Genomic DNA, 15,840 nt, shown 5'->3' with positions numbered 1-15,840 from the left:
GCTTTCCCGACATTGAGGATCTGACCATGCGGATCGACCGGCGAATCGTCTTCGCAGGGCTGCGCAACGCCGTGTTCGGCGGGCGGCTCACCCAGGGCCAGGTGGAGGGCGTGGAGGCGGTGCTGACGCGCTTTTCAGCGCGCGGCTGGGCCGATCCGCGCTGGCTCGCCTATATACTGGCGACGGCGCATCACGAGACCGCCGGCACCATGCAGGCGGTGCGCGAGACGCTGGCGGCGACCGATGAGGAGGCCGTCAACCGGCTGGAACGGGCCTGGCGCGGTGGCAAGCTGCCGACGGTGACGACGCCCTATTGGCGGCGAGACGCGGCGGGGCGGAGCTATTATGGGCGGGGTCTGGTGCAGATCACCCATCGCGAGAATTATGCGAGGATGAGCCGGGTGACCGGGCTCGACCTCGTCGCCGAGCCGGATCTGGCGCTCAGGATGGATGTATCGGCGACGATCCTGGTGGTCGGCATGACCGAGGGGCTGTTTTCGGGCGCAAGGCTTGCGGATTTCTTTTCCGGCAGCAAGGCCGACTGGACGGGGGCGCGAAAAATCGTCAACGGGACGGACCGGGCGAAGAAGATCGCGGTGACGGCGCGGAGTTTCGACGCGGCGATCAGGGCCGGGCTCATGGTGTGAAGCGGCCAAGCGGCGCATTGAGCGGCGGCTCGCGCGATGCTATCGGCTGGTGCGCTGCAACAGCTCTTCGAGGTGCCCCATGATCCGCCACATCGTCTTCTTCACTGTCAGCCCCGAGAACTTTGAGGCTGTGCGGGCGGGGCTGTCGATCCTGACGGAAATCCCGAGTGCGACGCGGCTGGAGATCGGCACCAATGTGAAGACCGACGGTTTTCACCGCAGCATCGACCTCGTGGTCTACGGTGAATTCGAGGATGAGGCAGCGCTTGCCGCCTACAAGGCGCATCCGCTCTATGAGGAGAGCATCCGGCGCGTGAAGCCGCTGCGCGAGGAGCGCTATGCGGCGGATTATGTGGTGGGGGATGCGGTGGGGGCGAGGCTTTAAGGCTCAGCGGCTCTGGCGCCGGCGCAGCAGCAGGTAGAGACCGGCGAGGATCGATAAACCGAGCAGGAACAGGCCGGCCTGGTTGAAGAAGCCGCTGGTGGCGGTGATGTCCATCATGGTGCTTCCTCCAGGTCCAAGAGAAATGTTTGTGCCCACAGATGCAATATAACGCCGAATGCTGAGAATCCCAAGACGGCAAGCGGACTGAGCGTGCTTGGATCTGTCACGATGGCGTTGATCGTTGGTGTCAGCACGCCGATGGCCACCATGGTCGTCCCGCAGGTGTTGATGAAATTCGCCGTCAGCTTCTGAGTTTCGTTGCGGATCAGGACGTTCAAGGCAGTCTTGGACTTTTCCATCGGTCTCCCCGATATGTTGGGCATGCAACCCTGAGATGGTAATCCAGGGATGGCGTCCGGCCAAGATGAAATTCCGCTGTCACCATCTCCTGTAACAAGGACACCCCGATGAAACTCCCCTTCCGTCTGCCCTGGGCTGTGGCCCGGGATCGAACCTCTTTGCCCGAAGAAAAGGCGCTCAACCCCCGTCCCGGAACGGCCCTGGCGCTGATAGCGGGCGAGGGCGAGGCGCGGTGGACGGGCAGGTCCTATGCGGCGCTGTCGCGGGAGGGGTTCATGAAGAACCCTGTGGCGCATCGCTGCGTGCGTCTGGTGTCCGAAGCAGCCGCCAGCATCGGTTTTCTGGCCTATCAGCGTGAGACCGAGCGGCCAGAGCATCCGGCCCTTGCGCTGCTGGCGCGGCCGAACGGGGCGATGACGGGGGCGGATTTTCTGGAAACGCTGTATGGCCAGCTGCTGCTTTCGGGCAATTCTTACGTCGAGGCGGTGGCCATCGGTGCTGGGAGGGCGGAACTGCATTTGCTTCGCCCGGACCGGGTGAGCGTGGTGACCGGAGCGGATGGCTGGCCGTTGGCTTATGACTACCGCGCTGGCACGAAGGCCAGGCGGATTGCGCTGGACGGGCTCCTGCATCTGAAGCTGTTTCACCCGCTCGACGATCACGAGGGTTTTGCGCCGCTGGCGGCAGCGCAAGTGGCACTTGATCTACACAATGCCGCGGGGCGCTGGAACAAGGCGCTGCTCGACAATTCGGCAAGGCCTTCCGGCGCGCTGGTCTATCAGCCGAAGGAGGGCGGCAATCTCTCCGCCGATCAGTATCAGCGGCTGAAGGTGGAGCTCGACGAGGGCTATTCCGGTCCCATGCGCGCCGGGCGACCGCTTTTGCTCGAGGGCGGGCTCGACTGGAAATCGATGGGACTTTCGCCCAAGGACATGGATTTCGTCGAGGCGAAGAATGGCGCTGCCCGCGACATAGCACTCGCCTTCGGCGTGCCGCCCATGCTGCTCGGCATTCCCGGCGACAATACCTATGCCAATTACCAGGAGGCGAACCGCGCCTTCTATCGCCTCACCGTGCTGCCGCTGGTGACGCGGACCGGGGCGTCGCTTTCGGTGTTTCTGGGGGAGCTGACCGGGGAGGGAGTTAGGCTGGTGCCGGATCTCGATACGGTGGCGGGGCTGTCAGTGGAGCGCGATGCGCTTTGGGCGCGGGTGGGGGCGGCGGCGTTTCTGACGGATGAGGAGAAGCGTGAGGCGGTGGGGTATTGAGGGGTTTGTTGTGCCAAAAGCGCTGATCCCCTCACCAACAAAATCTGAGGTTTAGCCCTGATCGGGCTAAGCCCTCGATTTTGTAACCTCTCCCACAAGGGGGAGAGGTGTCGATGCGGCTGGCGGCGCGTTCCCTCTCCCCCCTCTGTGGGGGAGAAAGCGAAATCGAAGGCTTAGGCGAGCGCAAGCCGCCTAAACTTCAGATTTCGCAAGTGAGGGGATCCGTTCCACTGGCAATACCCCAGCATCATACGGATGCCGGCCTAGCGCGTCCACGCTAGGATGCTCGCTTGACCTATACGGACACTCGCCCATGGAGACCCAGCCCCACCTTCCACCCGGTGCCAGTCTCACCCCCGACTGGATCACCCCTCAGCAGGAAGCCGCGCTGATCGCCTTCCTCGACGCCGGCGCGTGGAGCGACGAGCTGAAGCGGCGGGTTCGGCATTTTGGCTATCGCTATGACTACCGGGCGAGGCGCGCCACGGTGGAGAGCCGGATCGGGCCGCTGCGGGAGATGCTGCAGGGACTGGCGGAGCGGCTGGTGGCGGACGGGTTTTTCTTAGCCGTGCCGGACCAGGTGATTGCCAATGAATATCGGCCCGGGCAGGGGATCAGCGCGCATGTCGATTGTGAGCCCTGTTTCGGCGAGGTGGTCGCCTCGCTCAGTCTGCTCGCGGCCTGTGAGATGCGGTTCGATTGCCTTGAGAGCGGCGAGACGCGGGCGGTCATTTTGCCGCCGCGTTCGCTGCTGGTGCTTGCCGGACCGGCGCGGCGTGACTGGACGCATGCGATCCCGGCGCGGCGGTCGGACGTGATAGACGGGCTGCGGGTGATGCGGCAGCGGCGGGTGTCGCTGACCTTTCGGACCATGCGGTTTTGACCGAAGGCACTGTCAGGCGGGACCGGCCGCGACTTCATCCATCAAATCAACCGGCGGAATCAGACTGTGAGCTTTCACTGCCAAGCGATTCCAGGGATTCGGAAATTTGTGTCGACTTCACCTGACGGGTGAAGGGCTCGACTTGGGCTGAAGAGGAAGAGGGGCGCCGGCCGCAGCCTTTGGGGCGGGATCGTTCCGGCCGGCGCTCACCCAAAAAGCTAACCGCGAAAGATGAACAAATGACTGACTTCGGCCATGACGGCGGGGTGACCTCCGCGCGCCTGGTCGGTGCTGTCGCGGGTTCCGCGATCTCGCTGGTCTATCTGCTTCCCAAACATCGCCGCGAGGCGGCGGTCCGTTTTCTGACCGGCGTTGCCTGCGGGCTGATCTTCGGCGGGCCGACGGGTGTCTGGGGCGCCGGGCAGCTGGGGCTCGAGGGCCGGCTCACGACGGCGGAAATCATGCTGGCGGGGGCGACGCTGGCGTCGTTTACCGCCTGGTGGGGGCTCGGTGTCCTGGTGCGGCTGACGGGCCGGGCGGGGGACAAGGTGGGTGGGTGAACGCGCTCATCCTGAGGAGCCCCTGCGCAGGCAGGGGCCTCGAAGGATGCTGCGTGGATGTAATGGGTGGCCCTGACCCTTCGAGGCCCTCGCATGGCGAGGGCACCTCAGGGTGAGGGGTTAAGGGCGGAGCGGCTATTTACCCTCCCCTTGAGGGGGAGGGTCGGAGCGCAGCTCCGGGGTGGGGTGACGCGGTGGCGCCTCAGTCTGAGTTCAGCATTCCACTCGCGGCCAGGATCACCCCCACCCGCCGCTTTGCGGCGACCTCCCCCCTCAAGGGGGAGGTGGGTGGGCACCGCCTCCGCCCCTTGGGCAGCCAAACCAAATCAACATCACGAGGAGACGAGCCATGCAGGCTTTGGAAACGGCGGGGGCGCCGCGGTTTTGTTATGCCGGGCTGACGCTGAAGGGCGTGGCCGGCGATGGGCGGTTTTCGGGGTATGCGAGCCTGTTCGGCGAGGTGGATCTTGGGCGAGACGCGATCGAGCCCGGGGCTTTTGCCGCTTCGCTGACAAAGCGCGGGGCGGGCGGTGTGCGCATGCTCTACCAGCACGATCCGGCCGAGGTGATCGGCCGCTGGACCGTGATCCGCGAGGACGAGCGGGGGCTTTATGTCGAGGGGAAACTGGCGACCGACGTCGCCCGTGCCCGCGAGGTGCATGCGCTGATGAAGGCGGGTGCGCTCGATGGGCTCTCGATCGGCTTTCGCGCGGTGAAGACCAGGAGTGACCGTAAGACGGGGGTGCGGCGCATTCTCGAGGCCGATCTCTGGGAGATCTCCGTGGTGACCTTTCCCATGCTGCCGACGGCCAGGGTCTCCAATGTCAAGCACAGGCGGTTTTACCGCGACAGGGAAACCGAGCTTGTCCGGCTGATGCGCCGGGCGGCTCGCTCGATGGCGAACAATCACTTTACGAAAGGATGAGCGACATGGAAGACGCGATGATGACGGGTGAGGGCAGGACGGGGCAGGACGTGACGGATGCGGCGGGCGGGCGTCGCGCCAGGCGGGTGAAGAGGGAGCCGGTCAGGCTCGCACCCGAGGTCAAGGCGGCGCCCGATACGGTGACGGCGGCCTTTGCCGAATTCATGACGGCCTTCGAGGCTTTCAAGGAGGCGAATGACGAGCGGCTGGGCGAGATCGAGGAGAAGCTGACAAGTGACGTCGTGACCCGCGACAAGGTCGAGCGGATCAACAAGGCGATCGACGAGCAGAGCCGGCTTCTCGACGAACTGGTGCTGAAGAAGCGCCGTCCGGCGCTGGAGCGTCCCGGCCGCGACGAGGCGGGGTTGGCCGAACACAAGGCGGCCTTCGAGGCCTATGTGCGGCGCGGCGATGATGCAGCCTTGCGCGATCTCGACCAGAAGGCGCTGTCGGCAGGCGTCTCCGGCGATGGCGGTTATCTGGTGCCGCCGCAGGTGGACGAGGAGATCGGCCGCAGGCTGAGGGTCATCTCGCCGATCCGGTCGCTCGCGACCGTGCGGCAGGTCTCAAGCGCCGTGCTGAAGAAGCCCTTTGCCGCGAGCGGCTTTGCGAGCGGCTGGGTGGCCGAGACGGCGGCGCGCACGCAGACCGGGACGCCGGAACTCTCCGAACTCGCTTTCCCGACCATGGAGCTCTATGCGATGCCGGCGGCAACCCAAGGTCTGCTCGACGATGCCGCCGTCGACATCGAGGCCTGGATCGCGGCGGAAGTCGACATCGCGTTTGCCGAACAGGAGGGCGAGGCCTTCGTCTCGGGTGACGGCGTGCTGAAGCCCAAGGGGTTTCTGTCTTACGACCAGGTGGATGACGGCGCCTGGGAATGGGGCAAGATCGGCACTGTAGCCACCGGCGCGGCGGGGGCTTTTGCGGCAAGCGGGGCCTCCGACGTGCTGATCAACGTGGTCTATGCGCTGAAGGCGGGGCATCGTCAGAACGGCACGTTCGTGATGAGCCGAAGGACGCAAGGGGCCGTGCGCAAGCTGAAGGACGCCGACGGCAATTATCTCTGGGCGCCACCGGCCAGGGCCGGCGATCCCGCCTCGTTGATGGGATTTGCGGTGGCGGAATCCGAGGACATGCCGGAGATCGCGGCCAATGCGACGGCGATCGCCTTTGGTGATTTCCGGGCCGGGTATCTGGTGGTCGACCGGGTGGGCGTGCGCGTGCTGCGCGATCCCTATTCGGCAAAACCCTATGTGCTGTTCTACACGACCAAGCGCGTCGGCGGCGGCGTGCAGGACTTCGAGGCGATCAAGCTGGTGAAGTTTGGGGTTTGACCCTTCCACTTAAGGGGGAGGGTCGGAGCGTAGCTCCGGGGTGGGGTGAAACTGCGCCAGTTTGACGCCGGGTCACCCCCACCCGCCACTTTGCGGCGACCTCTCCCCTTAAGGGGGAGGTGGGTAGTGGCCCCCCATGCTTTGCCATTTTGCCCCTCATCCGGCTGCCGCCACCTTCTCCCCGCAGGCGGGGAGAAGGACGAGAAGCCCGCCACCGCCCTCATGCTGAGGCGGGCGCGCGAGCGCCCCTCGAAGCATCCGTTTTTGCATTCAACAGCTGGCCTCGCCCTTCGAGGCCGGGCGTGGCCCGGCGCCTCAGGGTGAGGGGCTACCTGCAATTCGTTGCCAAGGATCCCCCCATGACCATCATCGAACTAACCCCTCCCACCGTGGAGCCGCTGACGCTTGGCGAGATCAGGGCGCATCTGAGGCTGGATAGCGAGGAGGAGGATGCGCTGCTTGCAGCACTCGCCATCGTCGCCCGCGAGCATCTTGAGCGGGAGACGGGGCTGGTGCTGGCAGCGAGGGATTTCAGGCTGTGTCTCGACGACTGGCCGGCGGACGGGATCGTGACGATTGCGCGCGGGCCGGTCCGGGCCGTCGCTTCGGTGACGGTTTATGATGGCGAGGGTGAGCCGCAGGCGGTCGATCTCGCCGGGCATCTGCTGGATGGCGAAGCGCGGCCGGCGCGGCTCTGGCTGCGGGATGTGCCGCAGCCGGGGCGGGCGATCAACGGGATCGAGGTGGAGTTTGCAGCTGGTTTTGGCGAGAGCGGCGCCGATGTGCCGGAGACGTTGAAGCGAGCGATGCTCACGCATGTCGCGGCGATGTTTGCCTGCCGGGGCGTGGTGGCGTTCGATGCCCAGCCGGCGGTCGTGCCGCCGGGTTACGAGCGGCTGATCGCACCCTTCTGCCGGCGGGGGCTTTGACCATGGTTCTGCTGGATATCGATGCCGGCCGGCTGACGGCGCGGCTGGTGCTGGAGCGGCCGGAGCCGGTGGACGACGGTCAGGGCGGGGCGGTAACGGGGTTTGTCGAGGTTGCCCGCGTCTGGGCGCTGATCGAGCCGCGTTCCTTTGCCGAGGAGGAGAAGGGGCCGGGGCTGGTGGCGACGGTGACGCATCATTTGACGGTGCGCGCGCGCGCTGATCTCGCGGCTGGGCAGCGGTTTCGCAAGAGCGCGCGGGTCTTCGAAATCCTGGCCCTGCGCGATCCCGACGAGACCGGGCGATTTCAGCTGGTGCTGTGTCGCGAGGTGACGGGATGAGCGGCGCAAGGGAGAGGACGGCGCTGGAGGACACCGGCAGGCGCCTGGGCGATGTTTTGCGGCGGGCGCTTAAGGGTCGGCTCGCGCGGCCGAGGGATGGGCTTTCGCTGGCGGCTGGCGAGCGGCAGGACACGGATCAGCGCGGGATGCTGGGCATGCACATGGTGGGCGTTATGGACGAGGACACGCCTGTCCGCGATCGGGGAGACATCACATGACGAATGCGGTCAATGCCTTGCTGGCGGCACTTCAACAGGCGGTGAAGGCGGATGCGACGCTGATGGCAGCACTCGGGGTCCAGGGTCTGTCCGACCGGACGGTCCGGCCGCAGCGGTTTCCGGCGCTGGTGATCGGTCCGGTCGAGGCGCGGGATTTTTCGACCGCCGAGGCCGAAGGCGCGGAGATCCTGCTGACGCTGGAGGCCTGGAGTGCGGTGTCACGCCGCGAGGCCGAAGGGCTGGTCGCGGAGGTGAGGCGGGTGGCCGATGGTTTGCCGGAGATGCTGGGCGGGTTTCGGCTGGTGAATTTTCGCCATCGCCGGACGGCGAGCCGGCGCGAGGTCAAGGCCGGGCTGTTTGTCGCGGAGGCAGGGTTTCGGGCGGTGATGGAGTGAGGCAGTTTCATCTCCCCCCTTGCGGGGGAGACTTCGGAGCGGTGGCCGAAGGCCAGAAATCGATCCAGTGAATCGATTTCAGCGAACGAAGGCCTGAGCGCGACGCCGCGCGAACGCTTTGAGAGGAATTGGCCCGATCAGGGCCAAACCTCAGATTTCGCAAGAGGGGGGCTCCGTAAGGTGAGTGCCGACAGAACGTTGCCCCTCTCTTGGAAAATCTGAAGTTTAGGCGGCTTGCGCTCGCCTAAGCCTTCGATTTTCCTTTCTCCCCCACAAGGGGGGAGATGGGATCGGGGACCCGTCCCCGCCGCGCGATCACCGCCAGCGCCAGGATGGCCAGAAAACCCGTGGCGGCGAGCAGGGTGGCGAGGACGAGGCCGGTGGAGATGCCGGCGCGGTCGATGACGGCGGTCATCAGCACCGGGGCGGTGGCGTTGGCGAGGTTTTGCGGCAGGGACAGGCGGGCCGACTGGCGGGCGAAGCGGCTGGCGGAGAAGAAGGCGAGCGGCAGAGTGGCGCGGGCAAGTGTCGTGACGCCCGAGCCGAAGCCGTAGAGCGCGGTGAAGATAAGCAGGCTCGACGGCGTGCCCGAGGAGAAGATCAAAAGCAGCGTCGAGCCCGTCAGCATGGCAGTGCCGGCAAGGCCTGTTGTCACCGGCGACGAGTGCTTGCCGAGCACCAGATCGAAGGCGCGGGCGGTAATGCCGAAGACGGCGCGCAGCGATCCGAGCTGCAGCGCAAGCGCCGGCGTGGCGCCCGAAAGTTCCAGGATATGCAGGAGCTGTGGCGAAAGCCCGAAGGTCATCAGGCTGGCAAGCGAGGTCGAGAGTGCGATCAGCAGGAAGGATATCGTTGCCAGGCGCGGGCTCAAGGCGAGCGGTTCGATCGCATCGGCGGCGCGGTCTTCCTCCGAGCGGGTGATGGCGATGCGGCCGAGCGCCAGATGCACGGGGAGCGCGATGGCCAGCTGGGCGCCGGCTGCCGCAAGCAGGGCGCCGCGCCAGCCGAGGACCTCGCCTGCAAGCGTCAAAAGCGGCCAGCAGACGGCCGAGGAGAGGCCGGTAAAGATCATCAGGATGCCGATGGCGCGGCGCGCATCGCGGCCCTCGCGCTCGACGACGGCGGCGAAGGCCGGCACGGTGAGCGCAAAGGAGCCGCCGACGCCGAGGATCAGCCAGGCGAGCGCATAGGTCGCAAGGCTGGTGGAAAGAGCGAGGGTGACGAGACCCACGGCCATCAGCACCGAACCCATGGCGAGTACGCGGGACGCGCCATGCCGGGCGATCTGCCGCCCGGTAAAGGGCCCGAGAAAAGCCATGGTGAGCATCATCACCGTGAGGCCGGCAAAGGCCACTTCATTGGCGAGCCCGAGATCGGCGGCCATGGCGCGGCCGAAGACGGCCGGCATTTCATAGGTCGTACCCCAGCCGAGGATCTGCGAGACCGCGAGCGCGGCGACGAGGAGGGTGCGGGGCATGTTCATGCGGGGACTCGGGGGAGTGTGTCGGGGCGGGCGGTTTGTTCTAGGCCGGTCGGGACACGGACGATAGGGCGAAATCTTGCGGGGCGCTGTTAGCTCCGGGCCATCTCCCCCCTGGCGTGGGAGACTTCGGAGTGGTGGCCGCAGGCCAGAAATCGATCCAGTGAATCGATTTCAGCGAGCGGAGGCCCGTGCGCGACGCCGCGCGAAGGCTTTGAGAGGAATTGGCCCGATCAGGGCCAAACCTTGAGATTTTGCAAGAGGGGGGCTTGGTAAGCTTTAGCGCCAGCAGAACACTGCCCCCCTCTTGGAAAATCTGAAGTTTAGGCGGCTTGCGCTCGCCTAACCCTTCGATTTTCCGTTCTCCCCCGCAAGGGGGGAGATGCGCCGCCCCAAGCGTCTCGTCCCAGCAGCATTCACACACATCATCAAAGGAGAGACGCCATGGGTGCGCAGAAGGGCAAGGATCTGTTGCTGAAGGTCGAGGATGGGGCGGGGTTTGTGACGGTGGCGGGCTTGAGGGCGAGGCGGCTCGCCTTCAATGCGCAGACCGTCGATGTCACCGATAGCGAAAGCGCCGGGCGCTGGCGGGAGCTGCTGGAGGGGGCGGGTGTCCGGCGCGCCGGGTTGACCGGCTCGGGTCTGTTCAAGGATGCGGCTTCCGATGCGCTGATCCGGGCGGCCTTCTTTGCCGGATCGATCCTCACTTATCAGGTGGTGATCCCGGATTTCGGCACGGTGACGGCGCCGTTTCAGGTGACAGCACTCGATTATGCCGGCAATCACGACGGCGAGGTGACCTTCGAGATCGCGCTGGAATCGGCCGGTGCCGTTTCCTTCGCGACGCTGTGAGGCGGCCATGCGGGGCTATGAACGGGAGAGGCGCGAGCCTGTCACGGTGAACCGCGCCAACCGCCATCGCGGCGAGGTGGAGGCGGTGATCGACGGCGAGCGGCGGATCTTATGCCTGACGCTCGGCGCGCTGGCCGAGCTGGAGACGGCGTTTGGGGCAGACAGCCTCGCCGATCTCGCGGCCCGGTTTGCGAGTGGCAGGCTGAAAAGTGCGGATCTCACCCGCATTCTCGCCTGCGGTCTGCGCGGCGGCGGCAACCGGCTATCGGATGCCGATGTGGCCGAGATGGCGGTGGATGGCGGCGTGGCGGGTGCAGCCCGGGTGGTCGGCGAGTTGCTAGCCGTGACCTTCGGTGCTGACGCGGATGGTGCAGCACCGGGGGATCGGGCTCCAAGCGAGCGGAGAACCGGCGAGGGCGGCACCTCCCCTTGAGGGCCGCAGACGGGCGAGGGGCGCTGCCGTTTCCCTGGGAAACGGTCATGGCGCTCGGGCTCGCCCGTCTGCGGCTGTCTCCTGAGGTTTTCTGGGGCCTGAGCCTGCCGGAACTGGCGGCCATGGCGGGGGCGTTCTCGCCACAGGCCGGGATGTCGCGCGGCGAGGTGGAGGCCCTGATGGCGCGGTTTCCGGATTAGCGTCGGCGTGTCTCTCTCCGCTTGGGGCGGTGCCGCTGGCGCCGAAGCCGCGCTTCCCTTGAGATGGAGGGTCGGACCGCAGGTCCGGGGTGGGGTGAGCTTGGCTTGCTTCTCCCGCGTCACCCCCACCCGCCGCTTCGCGGCGACCTCCCCCCTCAAGGGGGAGGTGGGTGGAAGCCGCATGGGGCCTTATCCTGAGGTGCCCCTGCGACAGCAGGGGCCTCGAAGGATCGGTTTGTGCTTGAGGGGGTGGCCTCGCCCTTCGAGGCCCTCGCCAGGCGAGGGCGCCTCAGGGTGCGGGGGATCGCTCGGCGAGCTGGTCGTGCAGGTCCTTCAGTCGCTTGGCAAACGTCGGGAAGACCTTCTGCAGCCGCTCGACATTGTCGACGACTTTCTCGGGCTTGAGATCGAAGCCATACTTGTGTCGGACGAGGTGGCGGAAACCCTTGAGTTCGGTGAGCTGTATATGCAGATCGGGCGAGAGCAGTGCCGGTCTGCGGCCAGCCAGTTCCGAGGCCATCTGGTCGAGTATGTCCTGGTGCAGCGTGGGGCCTGTCGGGGCCGAGCCATCAAGATCGCGCGCGAGGCTCATCAGGATGTCCTCAATCCCGTTATAGACGTTGTGCACGCCAAGCGAGGCAGCGGAGACGGCGCCCCAGTCACCAGCCAGAACATCGCTTCTGTGGCGATCGAAGAAGTCGCTGAGCTGGCCAAGCTCGCGATCACAACGATCGAGCCTTGGCGAAAGCCGCGAGAATTCAGCAAGCGTGAAGGGCGTCATGCAGAAGCTCGTCTACCCTGTCAGCCTCAAGATCGGCCTCGAAGATGAGATCATACGGCAGATGGGTGCCGCGCAAATGCGAGGCCGCGATTTGCTCGGCCTGTAGACGGCGCGCTGGCGATAGAGGGCCTCGAACCAGCAGGTCGATATCCGAATGAATGCGAAAATCGCCACGCGCCAGTGAGCCGATGGGCGTGACGACAATACCTTCGCCAGCGGCCTCTTGCACGATTGCGGCCACGAGACGCTGAGCCAATGCGAGCCTGGGTTCAAGCCTTTCGGCGATCAACGATTGCATGCGGTTCATCAGCCTTCTCCTTCCATAACTGTAGCGCAAGCGTGGCACGACAGGAAGTGGCCAGGCTCTGCGTGAAGAGGGGCACAGGATGCAATCCCACGGTGGGCGGAGTAGAGGAAAGGAAATCCGATGACCGATGACGATACATTGGCGCTCTCCGTCGATCTCGACGGCGCGCAGGCGCTTTCCGTGCTCGACGAGCTCGAAAGCCGTTCGGCAAGTTTCGGGCGGGTGCTCACCTCGGCGCTGAAGGGGGCCACGACAGGGGGCAAGGGGCTGGAGGAGGTGTTGCGCGGGGTGGGGCTCAGGCTGACCGACATCGCCCTTTCGGCGGGTCTCAAGCCGCTCGAAAACCTGCTCGGCGGTGTCGCGGGCAATCTGATCAACGGCCTGTCCTCGGGGGTGTCCTCGGGTTTGGGATCGGCCGTTTCTGGTGGCCTCAGCGCCTTTGCGCAAGGCGGCATGCCCGGACGGGTCACGCCCTTTGCCGAGGGCGGCGTGGTCTCGGCACCCACTTACTTCCCCATGGCCGGCGGGACCGGGCTGATGGGCGAGGCGGGGGCGGAGGCGATCCTGCCGCTGAAGCGCGGATCAGATGGGGCGCTGGGTGTTGCAGCCGAAGGCGGTGGCGGGACGACGGTCATCCATTTCCAGGTGACGGCGAGCGATGCGGCGAGTTTTGCCAGGAGCGAAGGGCAGATCACGGCCATGCTGGCGCGTTCGGTCGGGCGCGGGCGGCGGGGGATGTAGCGAGTAGGGAGTTAGGGAGTAGGGAGTAGGGAGTAGGACGGTGATCCTTCGAGGCCCGCGCGGGGCGCGGGCGCCTCAGGATGAGGGCGTCTGTAGCGGGGAGCGTTTGCGAAAGCGTGGGCATTGCGCCTACGATTGCTCGTTTCGCAGGGAGATGGGCATGGACGGGAAGTGGAGGGTTCGCCAGGTTCGGGAGGTCGTCAGGGATCGCTGGATTGACCTGCGCGCCGAGACCTGTGAGACCCCTGAGGGACACGAGATCGATCCCTATTATGTGATCTCCTATCCTGACTGGGTGAATATCGTTGCCATCACCGAAGACCAAAATCTGGTGCTGACACGGCAATATCGGCATGCGGCCGGGCGGACTTTCCTGGAATTGCCGGGCGGTGCGGTGGACCCGCTGGACCGGGATCTCGAAGCGGCTGCGCGACGGGAATTGCTGGAGGAAACCGGCTATACCGCGTCACGCTTTCAATTGGTCGCCACGCGCTTCCCCAATCCGGCCCTGCAGACCAACAGGCTTCACACCTTTCTCGCCGAGGGGGCCGTGCGGATTGCCACCCCGCAGTTGGAGACGGGCGAGGAAGGCCTGACGGTTGAGCTGGTGAGCCTGATCGACGAACTCGATGGGATCGTCGGCGGGTTGCTGGAACAGGCCCTGCATGTCTCTTCATTGCATTCGGCCCTGATCGCTGCCGGCTATCTGACGACCGTGCCCCGCGGCCGGGAAGCCAGGTCGTAGGGCGCAAGGAACGCGATCCTTCGAGGCCCGCGCGGGGCGCGGGCGCCTCAGGATGAGGGGCATTCTTTAAGGTGGGGCACCCCCTTCTGTCGGCTGCGCCGACATCTCCCCCACACGGGGGGGAGAGCGGACTGCGGCCGGCGTCGGCAGTCTCAATCCTCACGGATGTCGGCACCGCCCTCATGCTGAGGTGCCCGCTTCAGCGGGCCTCGAAGCATCCCATCCTCACACATCATCGAACGGAGCCTGCCATGGCCTTTCATGAACAGCGTTTTCCGCTGCGTCTGTCGCTGACATCGAGCGGCGGGCCGGGGCGGCAGACGGATATTGTGTCGCTGTCGAACGGGCGCGAGGCGCGCAATCGGCGCTGGCGGTTTTCGAGACGCCGCTACGATGTCGGCACGGCGGTGCGCTCGGTCGGCGATCTCTATGCCGTGCTGGAATTCTTCGAGGCACGCGGCGGGCAGCTGCATGGGTTCCGGTTTCGCGATCCCGTCGATGGCTCGTCGGCCCGGCCGGGCGAGGCGGTGACGGCGCTCGATCAGTGGATCGGGACAGGCGACGGTCAGACCTTGGCGTTTCAGCTGGTGAAGGCCTATGGCGATGGCGCGGCGGTAGAGCGGCGGCCGGTGGTGAAGCCGGTGGCGGGGTCGGTGCGGATCGCGCTCGATGGTGTCGAGGTGACCGAGGGTTTCAGCTGCGATGCGGCGACCGGGATTGTGACATTTTCGGCCGGGCATGTGCCTGATGTGGGCACGGAGATCCGGGCGGGCTTCGACTATGACGTGCCGGTGCGGTTCGACACCGACCGGATCGAGATCGATCTCGAAGCCTTTCGCGCCGGGCGCATTCCCTCCATTCCGCTGATCGAGGTGATCCCATGAAACGGTTACCCCAAGCGCTTGCCGCGCATCTGGCGACGGCTGAGACGACGCTGTGCCGCGCCTGGCGGGTGACCTGCCGCGACGGCTTTCGGCTCGGCTTGACCGAGCACGACCAGGTGCTTGTCTTCGCCGGGACACGCTTCGAACCGGGGACCGGTTTTGCGGCGACCGAGGCGAGTAGCGCAAGCGGGCTGGCGGCGCCCGGTGCCGAGGTGAGCGGCGGGTTTTCGAGCGAGGCGATTACGGAAGCGGATCTTGCAGCCGGGCGCTATGACGGCGCGCGGGTCGAATGCTTCCTCGTCAACTGGCAGGCGGCAGAGGACCAGCATGCGCTTGTGACGGTGCAGGAGATCGGCGAGGTGAGCCGGGCGGGGCCGGGCTTTTCGGCGGAGCTCAGGAGCTTTGCGCACCGTTTGCAGCAACCGGAGGGGCGGATCTACAACCGCCGCTGCGATGCCGATCTCGGCGATGCGAGATGCCGGGTGGATATGGATCTGGGCAATCGTCGGGTGTCTGGCGTCGTGGCCGAAGTGTTCTCGGCGGATCGGCTGACCGTGTCGGGGCTTCCGGATCTGGCCGAAGGACATTTCCGGCTCGGGCATATGCGGTTTGACGCGGGGCGGCTGTTGGGCCGGCGACTGGCGATCGAGGAAAGCGGGGCAGCCATGGGTGGTCTCGTGACGCTCCGGCTTTGGCTGCCGCTGGAGGCAAGGCCGGCGGCGGGCGATGCCGTGACGCTGACGGTCGGCTGCGACAAGAGTTTTGCAACCTGTCGAACACGCTTCGGCAATTCCCTGAATTTCCGCGGTTTTCCGCATATGCCGGGCAGCGACTTTGCCTATTCCTATGTCAGCGGCGACAGCACCCATGATGGAGGGGTGCTCTATCGGTGAGGGCCAAGGCTCTTCGCAGGAAGGGGCAGCCCTGCCTGCGCTTGCCCCTCATCCGCCTGCCGGCACCTTCTCCCCGCAAGCAGGGAGCAGGCGGGGAGATGGCAACCGCGTGTGCCTCCCTCTCCCCGCCTGCGGGGAGAGGGCAGGGTGAGGGGCAAGAGCCTCGAACTCAATCCAGGCGGCGGCCTTGGGAAAACCTAATCGTCGTGGCCTCGACCCTTCGAGGCCCTCGCGGGGCGAGGGCGCCTCAGGGTGAGGGGAAAGGGCCGCGTTCCCACA

22 protein-coding genes are annotated in these 15,840 nt (G+C 66.0%); 18 read left to right on the top strand and 4 right to left on the bottom strand.

Going from position 1 to position 15,840, the window contains the following annotated elements:
* Window positions 1–26 precede the first annotated feature (26 nt).
* Window positions 27–647 (top strand): glycoside hydrolase family 19 protein, encoded by a 621-nt coding sequence (locus tag AC1PUL_RS11470; protein ID WP_480464326.1) that lies wholly within the window; start codon window positions 27–29, stop codon window positions 645–647.
* Window positions 648–726: 79 nt separating this feature from the next.
* On the top strand, window positions 727–1,032 hold the full coding sequence (locus AC1PUL_RS11465; protein WP_480464325.1) for a Dabb family protein: 306 nt from the start codon (window positions 727–729) through the stop codon (window positions 1,030–1,032).
* A 113-nt stretch (window positions 1,033–1,145) separates the two neighbouring features.
* On the opposite strand, the gene AC1PUL_RS11460 is transcribed toward AC1PUL_RS11465, so the two are convergent.
* Window positions 1,146–1,391 (bottom strand): hypothetical protein, encoded by a 246-nt coding sequence (locus AC1PUL_RS11460; RefSeq protein WP_480464324.1) that lies wholly within the window; start codon window positions 1,389–1,391, stop codon window positions 1,146–1,148.
* Window positions 1,392–1,499: 108 nt separating this feature from the next.
* Between AC1PUL_RS11460 and AC1PUL_RS11455 the strand changes: the two genes are divergently transcribed.
* From AC1PUL_RS11455 to AC1PUL_RS11415, 9 genes are all read left to right on the top strand, one after another.
* Window positions 1,500–2,660: a phage portal protein gene (locus AC1PUL_RS11455; RefSeq protein WP_480464323.1), complete on the top strand. Its 1,161-nt coding sequence runs from the start codon at window positions 1,500–1,502 to the stop codon at window positions 2,658–2,660.
* Between the two features lie 313 nt (window positions 2,661–2,973).
* Window positions 2,974–3,543 (top strand): alpha-ketoglutarate-dependent dioxygenase AlkB, encoded by a 570-nt coding sequence (locus AC1PUL_RS11450; RefSeq protein WP_480464322.1) that lies wholly within the window; start codon window positions 2,974–2,976, stop codon window positions 3,541–3,543.
* Between the two features lie 239 nt (window positions 3,544–3,782).
* On the top strand, window positions 3,783–4,103 hold the full coding sequence (locus tag AC1PUL_RS11445; RefSeq protein ID WP_480464321.1) for a DUF6107 family protein: 321 nt from the start codon (window positions 3,783–3,785) through the stop codon (window positions 4,101–4,103).
* A gap of 349 nt (window positions 4,104–4,452) precedes the next feature.
* A complete protein-coding gene (locus AC1PUL_RS11440) occupies window positions 4,453–5,028 on the top strand; it encodes an HK97 family phage prohead protease (RefSeq protein WP_480464320.1) in 576 nt (191 codons plus the stop codon).
* A gap of 5 nt (window positions 5,029–5,033) precedes the next feature.
* A complete protein-coding gene (locus AC1PUL_RS11435) occupies window positions 5,034–6,365 on the top strand; it encodes a phage major capsid protein (protein ID WP_480464319.1) in 1,332 nt (443 codons plus the stop codon).
* 359 nt (window positions 6,366–6,724) lie between these two features.
* Window positions 6,725–7,294, top strand: a complete 570-nt coding sequence (locus AC1PUL_RS11430) for a head-tail connector protein (protein WP_480464318.1) — start codon at window positions 6,725–6,727, stop codon at window positions 7,292–7,294.
* Window positions 7,295–7,296: 2 nt separating this feature from the next.
* Window positions 7,297–7,632, top strand: a complete 336-nt coding sequence (locus AC1PUL_RS11425; RefSeq protein ID WP_480464317.1) for a phage head closure protein — start codon at window positions 7,297–7,299, stop codon at window positions 7,630–7,632.
* Window positions 7,629–7,850 carry a hypothetical protein gene (locus tag AC1PUL_RS11420; RefSeq protein ID WP_480464316.1) on the top strand — a complete coding sequence of 74 codons (222 nt, stop codon included), beginning with the start codon at window positions 7,629–7,631 and terminating at the stop codon, window positions 7,848–7,850. The genes AC1PUL_RS11425 and AC1PUL_RS11420 overlap by 4 nt, the downstream gene beginning before the upstream one ends.
* Window positions 7,847–8,245 carry a DUF3168 domain-containing protein gene (locus tag AC1PUL_RS11415; RefSeq protein ID WP_480464315.1) on the top strand — a complete coding sequence of 133 codons (399 nt, stop codon included), beginning with the start codon at window positions 7,847–7,849 and terminating at the stop codon, window positions 8,243–8,245. The genes AC1PUL_RS11420 and AC1PUL_RS11415 overlap by 4 nt, the downstream gene beginning before the upstream one ends.
* Window positions 8,246–8,489: 244 nt before the next feature.
* On the opposite strand, the gene AC1PUL_RS11410 is transcribed toward AC1PUL_RS11415, so the two are convergent.
* A complete protein-coding gene (locus tag AC1PUL_RS11410) occupies window positions 8,490–9,728 on the bottom strand; it encodes an MFS transporter (RefSeq protein WP_480464314.1) in 1,239 nt (412 codons plus the stop codon).
* Between the two features lie 441 nt (window positions 9,729–10,169).
* Between AC1PUL_RS11410 and AC1PUL_RS11405 the strand changes: the two genes are divergently transcribed.
* From AC1PUL_RS11405 to AC1PUL_RS11395, 3 genes are read left to right on the top strand one after another with little or no spacing between them, the layout of a single operon-like run.
* Window positions 10,170–10,577 (top strand): phage major tail protein, TP901-1 family, encoded by a 408-nt coding sequence (locus tag AC1PUL_RS11405; protein WP_480464313.1) that lies wholly within the window; start codon window positions 10,170–10,172, stop codon window positions 10,575–10,577.
* Window positions 10,578–10,584: 7 nt separating this feature from the next.
* Window positions 10,585–11,010, top strand: coding sequence for a gene transfer agent family protein (locus AC1PUL_RS11400; protein WP_480464312.1), 426 nt, complete (start codon window positions 10,585–10,587; stop codon window positions 11,008–11,010).
* The gene (locus tag AC1PUL_RS11395; RefSeq protein ID WP_480464311.1) at window positions 11,007–11,210 is read left to right on the top strand and encodes a rcc01693 family protein; all 204 of its coding nucleotides are present in this window, start codon (window positions 11,007–11,009) and stop codon (window positions 11,208–11,210) included. The genes AC1PUL_RS11400 and AC1PUL_RS11395 overlap by 4 nt, the downstream gene beginning before the upstream one ends.
* A gap of 289 nt (window positions 11,211–11,499) precedes the next feature.
* On the opposite strand, the gene AC1PUL_RS11390 is transcribed toward AC1PUL_RS11395, so the two are convergent.
* Both AC1PUL_RS11390 and AC1PUL_RS11385 read right to left on the bottom strand, forming a co-directional pair.
* Window positions 11,500–11,991 (bottom strand): ribonuclease toxin HepT-like protein, encoded by a 492-nt coding sequence (locus AC1PUL_RS11390; protein ID WP_480464310.1) that lies wholly within the window; start codon window positions 11,989–11,991, stop codon window positions 11,500–11,502.
* On the bottom strand, window positions 11,969–12,298 hold the full coding sequence (locus AC1PUL_RS11385; protein WP_480464309.1) for a nucleotidyltransferase domain-containing protein: 330 nt from the start codon (window positions 12,296–12,298) through the stop codon (window positions 11,969–11,971). Before AC1PUL_RS11385 ends, AC1PUL_RS11390 begins: the two co-directional genes overlap by 23 nt.
* 120 nt (window positions 12,299–12,418) lie before the next feature.
* On the opposite strand from AC1PUL_RS11385, the gene AC1PUL_RS11380 reads away from it, so the two are divergent.
* The 4 genes from AC1PUL_RS11380 to AC1PUL_RS11365 all read left to right on the top strand — a co-directional run bounded on the left by AC1PUL_RS11380 (window position 12,419) and on the right by AC1PUL_RS11365 (window position 15,561).
* A complete protein-coding gene (locus AC1PUL_RS11380; protein WP_480464308.1) occupies window positions 12,419–13,039 on the top strand; it encodes a phage tail tape measure protein in 621 nt (206 codons plus the stop codon).
* A 160-nt stretch (window positions 13,040–13,199) separates the two neighbouring features.
* The gene (locus tag AC1PUL_RS11375) at window positions 13,200–13,784 is read left to right on the top strand and encodes an NUDIX hydrolase (protein ID WP_480464307.1); all 585 of its coding nucleotides are present in this window, start codon (window positions 13,200–13,202) and stop codon (window positions 13,782–13,784) included.
* Between the two features lie 251 nt (window positions 13,785–14,035).
* Window positions 14,036–14,668, top strand: coding sequence for a phage distal tail protein, Rcc01695 family (locus AC1PUL_RS11370; RefSeq protein WP_480464306.1), 633 nt, complete (start codon window positions 14,036–14,038; stop codon window positions 14,666–14,668).
* A complete protein-coding gene (locus tag AC1PUL_RS11365; RefSeq protein ID WP_480464305.1) occupies window positions 14,665–15,561 on the top strand; it encodes a DUF2163 domain-containing protein in 897 nt (298 codons plus the stop codon). Before AC1PUL_RS11370 ends, AC1PUL_RS11365 begins: the two co-directional genes overlap by 4 nt.
* Window positions 15,562–15,840 lie beyond the last annotated feature (279 nt).

It is taken from the genome of Rhizobium sp. P43 (assembly GCF_056730705.1).
The sequence above is the reverse complement of the archived record's forward strand: the minus strand, read 5'-3'. Positions and strand labels throughout refer to the sequence as shown.

Excerpts from the sequence above, each read along its gene's own strand:
- AC1PUL_RS11470 (WP_480464326.1), top strand. The coding sequence starts at position 27 with ATGCGGATCGACCGGCGAATCGTCTTCGCAGGGCTGCGCAACGCCGTG.
- AC1PUL_RS11465 (WP_480464325.1), top strand. The coding sequence starts at position 727 with ATGATCCGCCACATCGTCTTCTTCACTGTCAGCCCCGAGAACTTTGAG.
- AC1PUL_RS11460 (WP_480464324.1), bottom strand. The coding sequence starts at position 1,391 with ATGGAAAAGTCCAAGACTGCCTTGAACGTCCTGATCCGCAACGAAACT.
- AC1PUL_RS11455 (WP_480464323.1), top strand. The coding sequence starts at position 1,500 with ATGAAACTCCCCTTCCGTCTGCCCTGGGCTGTGGCCCGGGATCGAACC.
- AC1PUL_RS11450 (WP_480464322.1), top strand. The coding sequence starts at position 2,974 with ATGGAGACCCAGCCCCACCTTCCACCCGGTGCCAGTCTCACCCCCGAC.
- AC1PUL_RS11445 (WP_480464321.1), top strand. The coding sequence starts at position 3,783 with ATGACTGACTTCGGCCATGACGGCGGGGTGACCTCCGCGCGCCTGGTC.
- AC1PUL_RS11440 (WP_480464320.1), top strand. The coding sequence starts at position 4,453 with ATGCAGGCTTTGGAAACGGCGGGGGCGCCGCGGTTTTGTTATGCCGGG.
- AC1PUL_RS11435 (WP_480464319.1), top strand. The coding sequence starts at position 5,034 with ATGGAAGACGCGATGATGACGGGTGAGGGCAGGACGGGGCAGGACGTG.
- AC1PUL_RS11430 (WP_480464318.1), top strand. The coding sequence starts at position 6,725 with ATGACCATCATCGAACTAACCCCTCCCACCGTGGAGCCGCTGACGCTT.
- AC1PUL_RS11425 (WP_480464317.1), top strand. The coding sequence starts at position 7,297 with ATGGTTCTGCTGGATATCGATGCCGGCCGGCTGACGGCGCGGCTGGTG.
- AC1PUL_RS11420 (WP_480464316.1), top strand. The coding sequence starts at position 7,629 with ATGAGCGGCGCAAGGGAGAGGACGGCGCTGGAGGACACCGGCAGGCGC.
- AC1PUL_RS11415 (WP_480464315.1), top strand. The coding sequence starts at position 7,847 with ATGACGAATGCGGTCAATGCCTTGCTGGCGGCACTTCAACAGGCGGTG.
- AC1PUL_RS11410 (WP_480464314.1), bottom strand. The coding sequence starts at position 9,728 with ATGAACATGCCCCGCACCCTCCTCGTCGCCGCGCTCGCGGTCTCGCAG.
- AC1PUL_RS11405 (WP_480464313.1), top strand. The coding sequence starts at position 10,170 with ATGGGTGCGCAGAAGGGCAAGGATCTGTTGCTGAAGGTCGAGGATGGG.
- AC1PUL_RS11400 (WP_480464312.1), top strand. The coding sequence starts at position 10,585 with ATGCGGGGCTATGAACGGGAGAGGCGCGAGCCTGTCACGGTGAACCGC.
- AC1PUL_RS11390 (WP_480464310.1), bottom strand. The coding sequence starts at position 11,991 with ATGACGCCCTTCACGCTTGCTGAATTCTCGCGGCTTTCGCCAAGGCTC.
- AC1PUL_RS11385 (WP_480464309.1), bottom strand. The coding sequence starts at position 12,298 with ATGAACCGCATGCAATCGTTGATCGCCGAAAGGCTTGAACCCAGGCTC.
- AC1PUL_RS11380 (WP_480464308.1), top strand. The coding sequence starts at position 12,419 with ATGACCGATGACGATACATTGGCGCTCTCCGTCGATCTCGACGGCGCG.
- AC1PUL_RS11375 (WP_480464307.1), top strand. The coding sequence starts at position 13,200 with ATGGACGGGAAGTGGAGGGTTCGCCAGGTTCGGGAGGTCGTCAGGGAT.
- AC1PUL_RS11370 (WP_480464306.1), top strand. The coding sequence starts at position 14,036 with ATGGCCTTTCATGAACAGCGTTTTCCGCTGCGTCTGTCGCTGACATCG.
- AC1PUL_RS11365 (WP_480464305.1), top strand. The coding sequence starts at position 14,665 with ATGAAACGGTTACCCCAAGCGCTTGCCGCGCATCTGGCGACGGCTGAG.